At 49.8% G+C, this 15,952-nt stretch carries 15 protein-coding genes; 4 read left to right on the top strand and 11 right to left on the bottom strand.

Annotation, left to right across the window (positions count from 1 at the left end; translation table 11 throughout):
* Positions 1-26: 26 nt before the first annotated feature.
* Entirely contained in the window at positions 27-605 is a 579-nt protein-coding gene (locus RSX24_RS18400; protein ID WP_236421024.1) for a TetR/AcrR family transcriptional regulator, read from the top strand.
* A 118-nt stretch (positions 606-723) separates the two neighbouring features.
* On the opposite strand, the gene RSX24_RS18395 is transcribed toward RSX24_RS18400, so the two are convergent.
* The 6 genes from RSX24_RS18395 to RSX24_RS18370 form a co-directional block, all read right to left on the bottom strand.
* Positions 724-1,485 carry an SH3 domain-containing protein gene (locus RSX24_RS18395; RefSeq protein ID WP_343261419.1) on the bottom strand — a complete coding sequence of 254 codons (762 nt, stop codon included), beginning with the start codon at positions 1,483-1,485 and terminating at the stop codon, positions 724-726.
* 223 nt (positions 1,486-1,708) lie between these two features.
* Complete coding sequence (locus RSX24_RS18390) at positions 1,709-2,848, bottom strand: toxic anion resistance protein (RefSeq protein ID WP_343261418.1); 1,140 nt, start codon at positions 2,846-2,848, stop codon at positions 1,709-1,711.
* 28 nt (positions 2,849-2,876) lie between these two features.
* Positions 2,877-4,565: a vWA domain-containing protein gene (locus tag RSX24_RS18385; RefSeq protein ID WP_343261417.1), complete on the bottom strand. Its 1,689-nt coding sequence runs from the start codon at positions 4,563-4,565 to the stop codon at positions 2,877-2,879.
* 16 nt (positions 4,566-4,581) lie between these two features.
* The gene (locus tag RSX24_RS18380; RefSeq protein ID WP_343261416.1) at positions 4,582-5,310 is read right to left on the bottom strand and encodes a hypothetical protein; all 729 of its coding nucleotides are present in this window, start codon (positions 5,308-5,310) and stop codon (positions 4,582-4,584) included.
* A gap of 328 nt (positions 5,311-5,638) precedes the next feature.
* Complete coding sequence (locus tag RSX24_RS18375) at positions 5,639-6,214, bottom strand: Uma2 family endonuclease (RefSeq protein ID WP_343261415.1); 576 nt, start codon at positions 6,212-6,214, stop codon at positions 5,639-5,641.
* Positions 6,215-6,292: 78 nt separating this feature from the next.
* Complete coding sequence (locus RSX24_RS18370) at positions 6,293-8,614, bottom strand: beta-L-arabinofuranosidase domain-containing protein (protein ID WP_343261414.1); 2,322 nt, start codon at positions 8,612-8,614, stop codon at positions 6,293-6,295.
* Between the two features lie 196 nt (positions 8,615-8,810).
* Here RSX24_RS18370 and RSX24_RS18365 point away from each other — a divergent pair, with 196 nt between their 5' ends.
* Together RSX24_RS18365 and RSX24_RS18360 are read left to right on the top strand one after the other, a co-directional pair.
* Complete coding sequence (locus RSX24_RS18365) at positions 8,811-9,575, top strand: helix-turn-helix transcriptional regulator (protein WP_343261413.1); 765 nt, start codon at positions 8,811-8,813, stop codon at positions 9,573-9,575.
* 126 nt (positions 9,576-9,701) lie between these two features.
* Complete coding sequence (locus RSX24_RS18360) at positions 9,702-10,214, top strand: GNAT family N-acetyltransferase (RefSeq protein WP_236421032.1); 513 nt, start codon at positions 9,702-9,704, stop codon at positions 10,212-10,214.
* A gap of 98 nt (positions 10,215-10,312) precedes the next feature.
* On the opposite strand, the gene RSX24_RS18355 is transcribed toward RSX24_RS18360, so the two are convergent.
* Positions 10,313-11,356, bottom strand: coding sequence for a 2,3-butanediol dehydrogenase (locus tag RSX24_RS18355; RefSeq protein WP_343261412.1), 1,044 nt, complete (start codon positions 11,354-11,356; stop codon positions 10,313-10,315).
* 142 nt (positions 11,357-11,498) lie between these two features.
* Here RSX24_RS18355 and RSX24_RS18350 point away from each other — a divergent pair, with 142 nt between their 5' ends.
* On the top strand, positions 11,499-12,404 hold the full coding sequence (locus RSX24_RS18350; protein WP_343261411.1) for a LysR family transcriptional regulator: 906 nt from the start codon (positions 11,499-11,501) through the stop codon (positions 12,402-12,404).
* Positions 12,405-12,686: 282 nt separating this feature from the next.
* Here RSX24_RS18350 and RSX24_RS18345 read toward each other — a convergent pair whose 3' ends face one another.
* From RSX24_RS18345 to RSX24_RS18330, 4 genes are all read right to left on the bottom strand, one after another.
* A complete protein-coding gene (locus RSX24_RS18345; protein ID WP_236421035.1) occupies positions 12,687-12,887 on the bottom strand; it encodes a hypothetical protein in 201 nt (66 codons plus the stop codon).
* A gap of 1 nt (position 12,888) precedes the next feature.
* Positions 12,889-13,413, bottom strand: a complete 525-nt coding sequence (locus tag RSX24_RS18340) for a hypothetical protein (RefSeq protein WP_343261410.1) — start codon at positions 13,411-13,413, stop codon at positions 12,889-12,891.
* Between the two features lie 34 nt (positions 13,414-13,447).
* Positions 13,448-14,737: a WXG100 family type VII secretion target gene (locus tag RSX24_RS18335; RefSeq protein ID WP_343261409.1), complete on the bottom strand. Its 1,290-nt coding sequence runs from the start codon at positions 14,735-14,737 to the stop codon at positions 13,448-13,450.
* 310 nt (positions 14,738-15,047) lie between these two features.
* Positions 15,048-15,455, bottom strand: coding sequence for a hypothetical protein (locus RSX24_RS18330; protein WP_343261408.1), 408 nt, complete (start codon positions 15,453-15,455; stop codon positions 15,048-15,050).
* Positions 15,456-15,952 lie beyond the last annotated feature (497 nt).

Below are 15,952 nucleotides of genomic sequence, written 5' to 3'. Positions count from 1 at the left end.
AAAAACGGTTGAAAGGAGCATGCACTATGTCTGATCTCCCGGCACAGGACCGCCGAATCAAAAAATCGAAGGCCGCCCTCAAGGACGCCTTGATCGCTCTGATGCAAAAGAAACCTTTCAAGGAAATTTCCATTACGGACATCGTGCAGCTCGCGGACCTGAATCGCGGCACCTTCTACAGACATTATCAGTATAAGGAGGATCTGTTCAACGAGCTGATCGAGGATGTCGTTCAGGATCTGGTCACTTCCTTTCGCGAGCCGTATCGGGACAAAGATGCCTTTCAAGTCCATGCCATGCCGTCTTCGGCCATCACCATCTTTAAGCATGTTCACCAACATGCGCCCTTCTATACCCTTGTCGTGAAATCGGATGCTTCATCCCATTTTCAAGAGATGATCTGCAATGTGCTGCGCGATCTTGCCCTGCAGGATCTCAACGACATTTTCCCGGATCACATCAATCATGAGCTGCTGGCCAGTTATCAGTCGCATGCCATCTTCGGCATGATCCTTGAATGGATTCGCCAGGATTTCAGGCACACGCCCGAATACATGGCAAACGAGCTGTTCAAAATTATACACATGAAGTCCCCTGAAGCTTAACCGTGCATTTCTTTCTTGCAGCTCCTCGAACTTGTTGTTAAGTCCAAAACAAAACGGTTGATGCAAAGTATGCTCTGCTCAACCGTCTGTGGCATCTATGATATGTAATGTCGGATTCCTACCGGTCGATGACTTTGCCGCTGATCCATCCGTACTTTCCGCCGCTTGTCCATACTTCGTACCAAGTGCGTCCATCCGTCGGATCATACACGGAGCCGCCCCAATGTTCCAAACGGTCGCCCTTGTCCACGACGGCTACGGCAGCCCCGTTGATCGAAGGCACTTCGCGCATATTGGCATGCGCCACCGTTACGGTCAAATACTCTGCCTCGTTCCATACCGATGTGTCGCCTTCGTAATAACGGCCATCCGACTGCATGACGACTTTGCTGCTCACCCAGCCGATGCTTCCGTCGGCAGTGCTTACCTGATACCAGGTGCGGCCATCCGTCGGATCGTAATTTTTGCGATGCAAATATACAACTTCCTCGTCTTTGTACAGCACTTTTACCGAACGTCCGTGAATGCTCGGCGCTACGCGCATATTGATTTCCGAAGAGGTCGGCTTCATATAGTCGATGCTCTGCTCGGCCGACGTTTCCTCTACGGCATAGCTTGCTTCTTCCTTTGGTTTCTCTACGTTTCCGGAATCTGCTTCCTTCGGCTTGGCCGCATTGTCGTCTGCCAGCTTAACCGTCGTTTCAGGCGCTGCTTCGGGCTGTTTCCCACCGCTGATCGGCTCTTGCTGAACCGTCGTCGGAGAAGCCTCTTCCGCCTTTGTACCGCCCCCTTCCTCCTTAATCGTGATTTCGATCCCTCCACAACCGCTGACAACCACGGAGATGCCCACCAGCAGGGCAAACAGCTTGTAACTCCTCATTCGTATTCCTCCAGCTCATGATGTAAAAAAGTCGACTGCTCCGCTCCTGCAGGAGCTTCATTCATTGTAATCCCCTTGGGTAATTTTGTATATGGGGTGGGAATGAAAACGGCCCACGCAAAGGGCCGTCTCCGGAATATCGTTATGCCGAACGTGAAATTATTTTGCATTCGAGGTTCGAAATCAACACATTCATCGTCCAGGGCCGTGCTTCTTAAACGTACTACAAGCCGAGCTTCTGGCCTTTCTCCAGCCGCTGGATCTGCTTCTCCCCCGTGTCGGCCAGTTCGCGGAACTGGTCGATCGTCTCGCGCATCCGCGGCAGCGCTTCCTGCTTATACTGGCTGATCGAGTCGAGCGCGCTCAGCACGTCGGTGAAGGCCTGCTTCATCGTATCCACCGAAATGCTGGCATTGTAGGCCTGCTTCTGGATCGCGATCCCTTGCTCCTTCAGCATCTTGGACGTACCTGCGATCAGGTCGTTCGTGGTCTGATTCAGCAGCTCGATCTTTTGCAGCACGATTTTCTGGTTATATAACGCGCTCGCTACCGTTACGGCGATCTTCAATGCCGAGATGGTCACGTTTTTCGCTCGATCCACGCCCCGGATCAGCTCGCGATTGTTGCGAATCACGACTTCGATCGCCATGATGCCCTGCTGGTTGACCACCAGCATCTGCTGCAAATCCATCACCCGCTGGCGCAGCGGGAACAGCACTTCCTCGGTGATGAAACGCACCTTCTCCGGGTCTTCGCCGCGGATTTTGGCCGCCTCGATCTGACCATCGATCGATTCGTCCATCAGCACGCCGAGCTGGATTTCCTTTTGCAGCTTCTTCGTCAGTTCCCGCAGCGTCTGCTGTTCCAGCTCCAGCGTCGTATTGTCGTTGCGCAGCGTCGCCCGGCCTTTGTCCAGGGAGACGACGATGTCCGCAATGACGGCATCCGCCTTCTGGAACTTCAGGAAGTAGGCCCGCAGCGGGTTAAACAATTTGCCAAGGAATCCGCTCTTGGCAAAGTCGACCGCGCTGGGGTCGAGGTCTTTCAGCTGCATGTGCAGCTCGGTCAAGCCTTTGGCGACCGTCCCGCCCTCGTCTCCCGTCTTGGACAGGTGTCCGACGGAGACTTGAAGCAACGCGTTTTTCTCGGAAGAGCTGCTCATCGTTTTCATGCCGAACCCTTCGATCGACTGCAAAATTTCCTGGCGTTTCTCCAGCGAATCGAAATCGAGGGCCATGATCGCCTCCACGTTGGCACTTGCTATCTGCTGCAGCTCCGCCACCTCGGCCGGCACGGGTTTCACCTGCTCCTCAATGACTGCCTGAATCTCCTTCGTGCTCGGAATCTCCATCGAAAATGACATCCGCGTTCCCCCTCATTCATGGATTGAATTACATCTGTGCGTTGAACAGGTTGCCGATCTTGTACACGACGTCGTCGGTATCCGCATTGATGCTCGCCGCCTCGTTAATGCTCGATATGCTCTCCAGCGCCTTGATGTCGGCGTTATAACCGATCGTATAGATCGGAACCTGAGCCGTCTCCACCAGATCGCGAATGTCCTTGAGGGTGTGACCCTCGTTCGTTTCGCCGTCGCTCAGGACGAAGATCAGCGGTTTCACGTTCGGGTTGTCGACCATGTAATCCTCCAGCATTTTCATCGCAACCGCGATGCCGTCGAACGTTGCCGTGCCGCCCCCTGCTTGCAAACTGTCCACCGTGCCGACGAACATGGACTGCTGGTTCGTATCGTATTTGGCAATCGGCAGATTTATGGTTACGCCGCTCGAATAAGACACGAGGCCGATGCTGTTGTCGGTTCCCAAATATTTTTGCCCTTGGCGGAGCGACTCCTTGAGCCGATTCAGCGGTTCGCCGTCCATGCTTCCGGATACGTCGGCGACAAACACGGCAGCGATCGGTTTGGCGCCGTTTTTCTTTTCTTTCCATACTTTCTGGGCTGCAAGCAGCGTGCCGCCGTCAATGGTGGCCAATTCGGATTTGTAATCCTGCAGGCCGTTGAAGCCGAATTCCTCCGCCGAACGCTGGTATTCATCCTTTTCCGCAAACGCGGCGAATTGGCGAATGATCTCCAGCTTGTTCTCCGGCAGTTGGCCGAGCGCATAGAGCGGGCTGTCGTGTCTTACGCCAAACGGCGTGAACACGTAACCGCTCTTCAGGTCGGCTGTATTGACGTACGTCTGATACTCCAGCACGAACGCATCCAGCCTGCCGGACTTGGCCGCTTCCCGCATCTGGATCGTGGTAGACGCGGTAAACGGCACGTTGGCTTGGAATTTCTCGAAGCCTTGAATGGCCGTTTCGCCGAGCGGATCGGCGCTATCGTAGGTGTTCAATGCCGTAACGAGAAAATTAAGCCCCGTCGAACTCGCAAATGGATCGGTATATCCCATGGAAAGCTCATTGTTCGCAATCGCTTCGGTCACCGTTTTGACGTTTACCGAACCGTAGGTGTCCACCAGCGCATCGTATTTCGCTTTCGAGATGACGATGCCGGGCACGTTGCCGACCAAACGCTGGGCGACCATATCGGTGTTCACCCCGCTCGCCGCGACCATCTCGCCCCAAAACTCGTTCGATGGCGTATAGGCATCAGGCACGTATTTCCCCGACTTGATGTAATCGGCAGCCGTACCGGAAGCGATGTTGCGTATTTTGACCGATACCGGTTTGCCATCCACTTGCATGCCTGCCTGGTTAAACGCCTCGGCCACTTCCGTCAGCCAACCGTCCACGCCGGTGCCCGATTTCTCCGGAGACGAAAAGATTTCCACGTAATCACTGGTCGTGCTTTCTACCGTGATCGGAAATTTCGAGATATCCGGCAGGGCGTCCGCCACATTCACCGGGTCAAGGTCGATTTGTCCTTTTACCGGCTCTGCCGTGCCCGGATGGATGTCCGCAACCATTTTGGCCAGCTGCTTCGACGCATTTTCAGTGCTCACTTGCGAACCCGTTTTGCCCAGGTTGGACGTCAGCGTAATGCCTGCATAAACCAAGCCGAACACCAGCACCAGCATTACGATGGAGGTGATCCAAAACTTCCCCTTCTTCGCCATATTCTACAACCCCTCACTATCTGTATAGTTTGGTATGCCTGATCAATTGATCGATCTCCTTCATGCAAGGCATATGTTCAATCTCTTCGGCTGCCACGCCGTCCAGGCGGGAGATTTCCAGCAGCAACTGGTCAAGCTTCAACAAAATTTCCTCATTGATGTGCAGCGTGCTTTTCATATAGGACAAGTAATCCTGATAAACCTTCGCTTTCTCCTGATAAAGCTGATCGGACATCCCGGCCGGCTTCGATTTCATCATGCTTGCATACTCCGCTTTGTCGAACACGTTCAGCCGGTTCAAGATGCTGCGGATGTTCAGATAGAGCAGTTTCTCAACCTCCATAGCCACGCCCGCAAACTTCTGGTAGCTCAGTTCACCGGGTTCGAAGCGCTGGTTCAATACGTTAATGAGCGTTTCTTTCTTGTTTTTCATCCGGTTCAGCTGGGACATGGCAAGTGCTATATCTTCATGCAGCACCTTGATTCGCCTGTAAAAGGATAACGCCTCGACGTAATCTTCGTGGGTTTCGATCCGTTTCACCGGCAAAGCGACGGGCTGCCTGAACAGCAGGGCATAGCTTCCATACAGCAGCGCGGCTGCACTGCCGAAGAGCAGGGTTACGGCAAGCGCGGTCGTAAAGGCGCCTCCGTCAAAACCAAGCCCGATCAAACCCGGGGAAAAGACCAGCACGTTCAGTGCGGCGAGGCCAACGATCAGCCCCAGCATTTTTATGTATCTCATCATGGGCATCCGGTTCCTCCTTTCATAAAGGGGTGGTCCTTTCTGACAAACGAAGCTTGTTTTTGCGTTTATTCAAAATATACGTGAGAGTGGCTTATCCCATTTCCATTTCATGAGGACAACAAGTAAAAATACGCGGGAACGGAATGGGATGCGGAACAAGGCAGGAAAAACATAGTAATCCGCTATAGAAAAAGTGTATGTAATGGGTAATACGCAGAAAAGATGCAGACGTGTCACTTTTTGTATAATCTTCCTGCAAAAAAAATGCCCCGACGAAAGTGTCAGGGCATTAGCAAGCATATATGGATTCGCAAGCGTTCTGAAAGTCTTAAGATTCGTCGTTCAGCCTGAACAGGCTTGGGAGTGGGATGTTCAATCCGGGGTACAGTACGGATTGGATCAGATCCTGTTCCGCATACAACTGGCGACTCTGGTAACTCCCCTCTTCCAGCGTATATACATGTACGGTTCGGTTGCCGGGATCCACGATCCAATATTCGCCCACGCCGTACTTCTGGTACAAGTTGAACTTTTCATTAAAGTCCTTCAGCGCCGTCGATGGAGACAACACTTCGATGATCAGCGAAGGAGCGCCGCTGCATCCTTGGCGGGAAATTTGCTCTTTCGAACACACGACCGACAGATCGGGCTGCACCACATGATCCGGCGAATCAAACTGTCCACTCTCGCTAAGAAAGACGTCAAAGGGAGCCGTAAACACCATGCAGGCATCGTTTCGGAAAAACGTGCGCAGCGAAAAGTGCAGTTCTCCCACGACAAATTGATGCAAGGAAGCTGGTGCAGGCGACAAGTCATGTGCTCTTCCGTTAATCCATTCCCATGATCCTTCCCAGCTCAGCCAATCCTCAAAACTATATATACCGTTTGGGTCGGGTTTTGCCATGAGATCAGCTCCTTTTGCGACGTTTTCCCCTCATTTTATCACGGCTTGGACTGACCTTATGATCATTATCCTCGACGATCAGGAAAAGATCGATTGCGGTTTGCTTCTCGTCGTGCGCACCTCGGTGACTTTACCCGCACAGCCCTGCTCCCCGCTGGCCCGGAACATGACGGTTACGTTGTCTTTGCCAGACGTCGCTTCCTCCGGAATCGCATACGCCACGTGGAAGACTTCCCCGATTTTATTCATATGGATGCGCTGGTCGCCCACTACAATACCGTCCACGAGCACTTCGAACTCCCGTTTGTACAACGACCCGTCCCGTTCGAACGGCGAATGGTCACCGCCCCAATATGCGACGGATAGATAGTTCGGTGCCGTCCCCTCCACAGCAAGCTGGTAACTGAAGTAAGCGTCGTTCACGCCATAGGCCTCGCGCCACATAACCATCTTGTTGCGCCCGTCCGCAAACGATCCCTGGAACGTCGTCTCGCGGCAGTTGCTGTCCATCCGGTGACCGATTTCGTCCTGCTGGCCGTCCGGCTCCACGCGGTCGATCGTAATGTCGTTCAGCGCTTTCTCCACCGCGTCGCCTTCGTCATTGTACGGCCAATATACGGTATAGAATTCATGATGGATGTCGTAAAAAGGAATCAGCTTCACGGCTTGGCCGTCCGAGGTGACTGTGCCGGACAGTTCAAAGATCAATCGGTCCTTGTCCACGGGCTTGATCCATTCGGTCACGTCATCCTGCTCGGTCCAGATGACCGGCACGGGTGCCGTCTTGGCATTCAGCGCCGTCTCGTCGATGATGGTATCCTCCGGCAATCCGTCGCTTCCGAGCGCGCCCGCGAGCACGATCGGGCCGTACAGGAACGCGACCTTGTGCGCATCGTCGCGTGCGGTGTATTTGCGCAGAGCCATCGGCAGCGCAATCGTCACGGTATCTCCGGCGGACCATGTCCGTTCCAGGGAGAGATGCCCGGGTTCGATGCGGGAGACGGCCTGCTCCTCGTCCCCGTTGACCGTCACCGTCATCGGCTCCTGCAGCCAGCCCGGGACGCGCAGCTTGAGATTGGCCGGGGCGCTGCCCTCGGTGATCGTCAGGGTTACTTTTTCCGAGTAAGGGAATCGGGTCTCCAGCTTCAGGTTCAGCCCTTGAGAAGTCCAATCCAGGCGGGATGCGATGTACAGGTTCACGTACAGGTCCTCGCCGTCCTCAAAGTAGATCGCCTCGGCGTATTTGCCGGGATTCTCCATACCCGAGCCCGTACAGCACCACCAAGCGGTGTCGTGCGTTCCGTAAATTTTGAAATGGCCCTGGAGCGTGGAGGAGAAATACGTTTTGTGGCCCGTATCCGGGTCCTGCGTGCCGAGAATGTGATTGTAGATCGCATTTTCGTAATAGTCCATGTAGGCGCTGTCCGGTGTCCAGTCATAGAGCTGCTTCGTCAAATGCAGCATGTTGTGCGTGCAGCAGCTCTCCCCGGTTTTGATGCCAAGGCTCTCCATGCCCTTCGCCTCGTAATGCTCCGAAATGCTCGTTGCGCCAAATACGTAGGAACGATGATTGACGGTCGTGCTCCAGAAAAACTCCGCCGCTCTCCGGTAACTCTGCCGCGCCGGGTCCTGATTGTAGATTTCGGCTGCGCCGATGACCTTCGGAATCTGGGTGTTGGCGTGTTTGCCTTGAAGATCGTCGATTCTGCGTTCGAGCGGTTTCAGGATGATTTGGTGGGTGAACCGTTCGGCCGTCTCCAAATACTCCGGTTTGCCGGTAAACCCGTACAACTGCGCGAACACCTCGTTCATGCCCCCGTGCTCGCATTGAAGCATGTGCTGCACCTGCTCTTCCGTCATCTTTTCCATGCCGGCCACGGCCCAATCGGCGAAGCGTACGACGACATCCAGCGCTTCTTCATTGCCCGTCAATCTGTAGGCGTCGATCAGTCCGCGATAGATTTTGTGCACGCTGTACCAAGGCACCCAGTATTCGCCAATATTGAAGCTGCCGATGTGCTCTGACCGAAAGGCGATACGGAACGCTTCTTCGGACAAACCGCCGATGTATCCGCTGCCCGTTGCCTGCTGAATGGAGGCCAGCTCGCTGACTGCGTAATCCAGTCTTTCTTTTAACGTTTCATGGCCTGTGGCCTGGTAGGTGACGGCGAGCGCCGACATGTAGTGTCCGAGGGAATGGCCGCTGATGGAGCGGGCTTCCCACCCGGCGTACCGTTCTTTTTTGGCGGTCAATCCGTGCGCCTCGAAACACGGAGCCAGAAAACGGTCGATGTCCAGCGACAGCAAATACCGTTCTCCGACCTCCTGCGATGTTTGAAAGATGCCATCCAACAAGTCTACATGTTCCGGGCCCAGAAATCCTTTTTTCGTATCGATCATGAAGCTCACTCCTTCTTGGTATGTAATCTCAGGCTGTGTACATGCTCTCCTGTGATATAAAGGGTAAAATCCGTGGTTATCATCCAACCGCTCGAAGCTGCACTGTTCGCCTGATGGCTTGAATGTCCCCATATTATCAAATAAAATACAATTACATCAGACTCATAATCCAAGAAAAGGTGGATAAATCCGTCCTATGCGAAAGTCACTGGAACATTACCTGTGCGGCAAGTTCATCACCGAAGGCAATTGGAGCCATATGCGGCGCAGCATGCCTGTTCACGAGATCATTTTGATGCTGGAAGGTGAGATGTACATCGCGGAAGAAGAGAAGCAGTACGTCGTTCGTGCCGATGATCTGCTGTTCCTGAGAGCTGGCCGCACCCATTACGGCTACCGGATCAGCGACGCGCCCGTTAGCTTCTACTGGGTTCACTATGATGCCGTGCAGGCAGAGTTCCGGCACTTTCCGACGCATGCCACCATTCAGGTGCCTTCCATGGCCAATCAGCTGTTCAAGCAGCTGCTGCATGTGTCGTCCTTCTCGCCGGAGGAAGCCGATGCGGCTACCCTCTTGCTGCTCCGAGAGCTGAAGCGTAACATCCAGGCCGATTATCGCCCGCACAATGCGATTGTGGACCATATTTGCAAGTGGGTCGACATTCATCTGCATACAAACATTACGGTGAGCCAGATCGCGGAGAATTTTAACTTTAACAAGGACTACATCTCCAAAATGGTGAAGCGCGAGAAGGGAGTCGGACTCAAAACCTACATTCTCACGGAACGGATTCGCCGAGCCAAACAGCTACTGCTGAACACCAATGCCAGCGTGAAAGAAATTGCCGGACAGTGCGGCTTCTCCGATTACAAGCTGTTCCTGCGCATGTTCAAGCAATACGAGGGCAACACCCCGACCGAATATCGCAATCACTTGTACTCGACGCAGCTCAATCGATAATGCCTTGGTCTATAGAAATGACTGAGTCGCATATAGAAAATTTGAATGAATCCGATGAAATGGGTTGTGATACAATGCATGATAATTACATTTCTAACTTAACCCATAAGATAAGGGGGATTAAAGATGACAACGGCTGCCATTACGATTCATCCTGCCACCAAAGCTGACCATGACGACATTGTACATATCCTTGTGGCGAGTTACGCCGAGTATCGGGAGACGTTCGAACAAGCGGACCGATGGGAGGCCTACTTGAAAGATATTCGGGAATCCGTGGACAATCCGTACCTGACGGAATTGTGGATTGCCAAGATCGAAGACCGGATTGTGGGCACGGTTCAATTGTTCGAAACGGCGCACCGAGCCTATCCGAATTTTGAATTGCCGATCGATTATCCGTTTATCCGTTTGCTGGGCGTCGATCCGGAGTGGAGGGGGCACGGGATTGCACGGGCATTGCTCCAAAAATGCGTGGAATCTGCCAAAGCCATGGGGAAAAATACGGTCTATCTATATACGGGCGGTCAGATGGTGAATGCCATCCGATTATATGAACGTTTCGGCTTTGTCGAGGATGCGGAGTTCAGCTCTGAGGGGAATGGAGGCAAAGCTATCTGCTACCGTTATGATTCATAGTGGAAGGATCCATGTTAAAAGGACCGCTCACCCGAGCGGTCCTTTTCGTTGAAGTGCTGCATCATTTGCATCATTCTACTTTATTTTAAATTCTTACCTTAGCCTCCGATCTCCACCAAAATCTTCGCATGGCTCTTATCGCTCATCAACAGCTCCAGGCCGTCCTGCACGATATCATCCAATTTGATCTTTTTGGTGATGACCTGTTTCACATCAAGTGCTCCTTCTGCAATCAGCGAGATTACCTCTGGAAAGATATGGCGATACGCCAATGTCGCGGTCAGATTTGCTTCCTTGACCAGCAGTTCGAAGAAGTTCACTTGAAGCGGGTTCGGAATCGCAGCGATGACCACGACTTCCCCGCCTTTTTTGACTACGGCTACAGCACTGTCCATCGTTGGCTGCACGCCAGCCGCTTCATATGCAACGTCGATTCCACCCGATTGCTGCAGGATGACTTCGGTGGCATTGACTTTGGCGCTGTTCACCGGAATCGCTCCCAATTGGGCTGCCAGGTTCAGGCGTTCCTCAAACACATCGACGGCATAGATTTGAGAGGCACCGGCAGCTTTGGCCGACAAAATGGTCAATAAACCGATCGGACCGGCTCCGTATACCGCTACCTTGTTCCCCACTTTCAGCTTGCTGTGACGAACCGCGTGAAAAGCTACGGCTGTCGGCTCTACAAGCGCCCCTTCCTCAAAGGATACGTTATCCGGTAACGGATGCACCATATAGGCTTCGACCACTACATACTCGGCAAAACCGCCATCGCCATTCAGCCCAACGAATCCGAATTCGGTACATTGATTATACCGTCCCTGGATACAGTACTCACATTTTCCGCAATGATAGAGCGGCTCCACCACGACCCGGTCGCCTACGCTGATACCGCTCACATTCTCTCCCAGTTCACTGACGGTTCCTGCAAACTCATGCCCGAGCGTGAGCGGAGCTTTCTGTCCCGAGAGCGGATGATTCTCGCCTTCCTGAATCCCTACGCCATGGTGATAAGCGTGCAAGTCGCTGCCGCAAATGCCGGCATACTCCACTTTAATCTTAACCTGACCCGCCTGAGCGACCGGAACCTCGCGATTTTCCACGCGAACGTCTTTATGTCCATACCATACCGCTGCTTTCATCACGTTCATCCCCTTTGTCTACATGCCTAATAGCAATGAATGTCATGCTTGTCTATTTATTATATCGCCGTTCATGTATTATTCATATTTATAGATATTAATGTTAACATTAGATATATTAATACTAAACGGAGATGAGATCATGAATCTGGAACAGCTTGAATATGTCGTCGAAATCGCCAAAACCCAATCGTTCTCCGCTGCCTCGGAGCATCTTCATGTCACGCAATCCGCGATTAGCCAATCCGTTCATCGACTGGAGAAAGAACTAGGGATGACCCTGTTCGAACGCTCCAGACAAGGTACCCACCCCACGTCTGAAGGCAAACAATTTATTGCCAAAGCGTTAGACATTTTGCAACGAATCGATGAATTGAAATCGCTGAACGCCGAATCGTCCTCCCTGACCGGAGAGCTTCATGTGGCTACTTTCCCCAGTGTCATGCCTTATCTTGTCCAGTCTGCTGCAGAGATGAAGCGGGAGCATCCGCAGCTAAGCATTGCCATTGAAGAAAAAGGGTCGATGGAGATCATTGAGGATATACGCAACAACAAAACCCATCTGGGCTTTATCGCGATCTACACCAAGCAGCTGCGGGAATTCGACGGTCTGCATTTCACGCCCATGTATTCCGGCAAGCTCGTCGTATGCACCCATCATCTGTCCGAATTGGCCAAACAGTCGCGCGTTACGCCTGACCAGTTGAAAGAACATAAACTCGCCCTGTACCGGGACGGCTTCATCGAGGATTTTCTCCGGGAGTTCACGTATGATTACGGACCACTGTCCATCCTGTTCAAAACCAATAACTCCGAAGCCATCAGCACCGTGTTAAAAAACAATATCGCGGCTACAATCGGCCACGACTACTCCTTTTACCAGCATCCGCTGTGGAAAGAAGGTTTGGTCAAAATGGTCGAGATTGCCGAGATCGAACAGCCCAAGATGCAAATCGGCTTCGTGCAGACGGAATCCAAAGAGGTCGCCGCTGCCGCAGAACGATTCGCCCGGCGTTTCAGACAGGCCATTGAGCTGGATCATCTGTAATCATGCGAACACAAAGCTCCTTGTTATACCTTCACTTTTCTCACAGCTTCGCTCATCTCGTTCGTCTGCTGCTCCAGCATGTCTGAGGTTTGCGCCACCACAGCAGCAGACTACTCCATCCGACACATCCGAGATATTTTCCATCTGTTTCTTCATAAGGTTCATGCTATGTTTGCCGGACTCAGCGGTCGCAAGTGCAGTCGTTGCCGCATCCGACACCACCATAGACGATTCAGGCTCATTAGGCAAAAAAACTCCAACGCCAAAAGCGTTAGAGTCTGTTCATTTTTTAATGATTGAATTTAGGCCAAGCATGAGCGCATCTCTAAGAATATCGGTGTAATTGTCATATTCCTTTTCTACTTTTATCTTATCAAAAACTTGTTTTATAGTCCCATCGATCACAACAGTAAGTCCCTCTACCTCAATCTCAGTATTTCCTTTACGAAATTTATCGCTAATTATGGTTAGTTTGTCACTCATGTTAGTCCTCCTCCTTTAAATGATTTTGCTCTACTTGATATCGTTTCTTTATTTCATCCACACCCTGTATAACCCAATAACGCTCGTTAGATGGAATATCATCTTCAAAACTTGCATACTCACCAGACCAACCGTTAGGGACATATTTCTCAAAAGGTAATGTTTCGGGAAAATTAGAGACTAGTCTCTTATGGTCAAAATGAACGAGGAGCGACGGAGCCACAGATAGAATGGTATCCCCGTAGTTCCCTGACTCTATAATTGTTCTGATGTCATCTAGATTAACCTTGTATCCATCAATTGCATTCAGAAACTCTTCTGCTGTTTCCTCATTAACAACTTCAATGTTAAATCTAAAGTCTAGAATGGGATCTAAATCATAACTATAGCCAGCCTTCAAAAAATCTTCTCTACGTTTGTTTAAATCCAAAATCCAGTAATCTTTATCGGTTAGATACCAATTAAAAATATTTTTATAATAAACTCCAACAATAATAATGTCAGCATAAACAGGTTGGTTGGTCACAAATTCATCTCCATTTAAACATCATGAAATTCTTCTATCTTTTCTTAGCACTGCCTCCATACTCTTCTAGCCATTCCATCCAAGGTACAGGGAACTCATAGCTTGTTCCTGGCGTTGTAGGATCAACTATTTTAACCGCTGTCCCTTGCTGATTAAGAGGATTATTTTTGTAACCGTCTTGAGGTATTAGTGTCTCTTTCACAAAATCATCTAACCATTTCGGGACTTGGAATTCCACTATTTCTCCACCAGGCCTTTTGGAATCTCTGTAGTAAAGTGCGTGTTCCAAGTCATAAGCACTAACATTTAAATCAGCTTTTTTGTTTGGTATTTCTATACTACCATCTTCATGTACAACAATTCTATATTGGCTGGTTTTACTACCACTTCCACCACCTTGAACTCTGTAATAGGCAACCGTTTCATCTTCAATATTATTTTTCCCAAACTCTTTTTCCTTCTCCACAAACTCGGAAAATTTAGAGGATTCTCTCGCCTTTTTGGACTCGGATATATTTTCTATTACTCGAAGACGTTGATCTTGAAATCCATTAAAGCCTCCCGTCATTTGTCCTGTACCCGGTGGACGGTTGAAGGCATTTATTTTCACACCGCCTCCTGATGATGTCAGTAGATTATGCGGCTTAATGAGAGAAGAGGCATATCCGGTGCCGACCAACATTCCTCCCATACCAATCATATTAGCCCAGTGCTCACTAGACCAGGCATTGGTTGGGAAGGTAGCCTCCCGGATCGTGCCATGAATACCGAATGTAAGCCAATTGGCTGTATCATTGGGAGAATTGAACGCTTTATCTGCACGATCCATATACCCTTGAACGAGTCCACTAGGAATACCGAACGTCCAGTAATCCAAAAATCCACCAATACTATCATAACGTTTTTGATATCGATCTTCCGCAGATTGCATGAATGCACGACCCAACTCTGCCAAACTGTCAGCCGATTTTTGGAACACATTACGAGTATCCACTGCAGGAGCCCTGCATTCATCTGGCGGCGGTGGTGCACACCTCGGGTCATAAGATTGTACGGTTTGACTATCGACCAGTTTGAACTTTTCCGCATGACCTCTGAGTTCTTTCGATATTGACATTGATAAGGTGACAAAGTTATCCATAACCTGCTGTGCATGAGTGAAATCAACATAAAATCTTTCTTTTGTGCTGCCATTCCACCCTCTCTCAATTTCAAACAACCGTTGTTTCAAGTTATTATTCATTTGGTAAATCCGGTGCTGGGCGACTTCGAACTGTTTGGATACGGCAAGAAGTTGCTCTGGGGTTACTTTTATTGTGGTCATGGAGTACCTCATATAATATGTTGGTTGTTAAACGAATATTTACTTCCGAATTTTATTGGCATAAGAACACGGTTCGATAATAAAATGAAGCTTTATTATAGTAAACTCCCCAATGAATAGGTAGCTACTAACGATGTATTTTTATATAGTTCTCAGCACCCCATATACATCCGAAATATAGCAGTACTTGGAACCTAATCTTGGTTCTGCTCATCCTAATCTTCCTACTTCGTCTATCCCAACATATTAATTTTAGAGTTAACTTTTCCTCAATATGAAGTCACGTTTACTGTTGACATTTGCTTATGAATCAGTTCGATTTATAAGGAGTATCTATGTCTTCTCCAACTTCATTGATCGTCTCTTCAATGATTTCCCTAACTTGCTTGTCCAGACCCCTGTTCAAAGCTGACTTCATTAACTCATAACTTTTTGTCAAATTTAGATTTATAACTACATAAGCGTAATGATCAACTAACTCCGCAGATGAAACATCCCACAGTTGTTGCACAATATGATCCACTCTTGATCGTAGATTAATTTCCAACAATTCGTAGGTATAGACCTTTCTATCCGCCAATTCGGATAATGTTTCTAAAACGTCTATGCTGTCCAATTTCTCTACGTTTTCAACCAAATCCAAGTAAGCTTCAAAGTGTTTGTTTAAATCTTCTTTGGACATTACATCAGGTAAATTTTTAATATCCGAAAGTTTCATAATACCCCCAAACTATTCGTAGTTTAATCAACCTACCGTCACCACTGTTGTTCAAGGTGTTACTATGATCGTTGTAACGATGTATCTCGTTCTGAATCAACTATTTTCAAAGTAAACACAGATAATTTTGCAGAGGCTGTTGGTTTATTAGTCTAGTACGTGCTCCCCTTCAGGCCCTTCGAGAAAATTCCCGGCGAACGCACCTCCGGACTGTACATAAATTCTAACGAACATCAGACACGCTATTCACCACAGATTGGCACGTCTGAAAATGTAACGAACCTGAGAAACGCTATTCCACCTTCGAAGCATGGATATTACCCATTAATACGCAAATAAGACCGCTGATGCAGCTAGAATAAAAAGTGGACACATCGTTAAGGAACAGAAATAATAGACCTAACGAAAGAAGAGGTGTCTACGGCATGGGAGAACAACGGCAACGTTACAATGAAGAATTTAAGAAACAAACGGTAAAGTACATTCAGGAGCAAACA

It is taken from the genome of Paenibacillus hubeiensis (assembly GCF_032334105.1).
In the GTDB taxonomy this organism is placed as follows: domain Bacteria; phylum Bacillota; class Bacilli; order Paenibacillales; family Paenibacillaceae; genus Paenibacillus; species Paenibacillus hubeiensis.
Note: the sequence above shows the minus strand (reverse complement) of the source record. Positions and strands in the feature narration are given on the sequence as shown.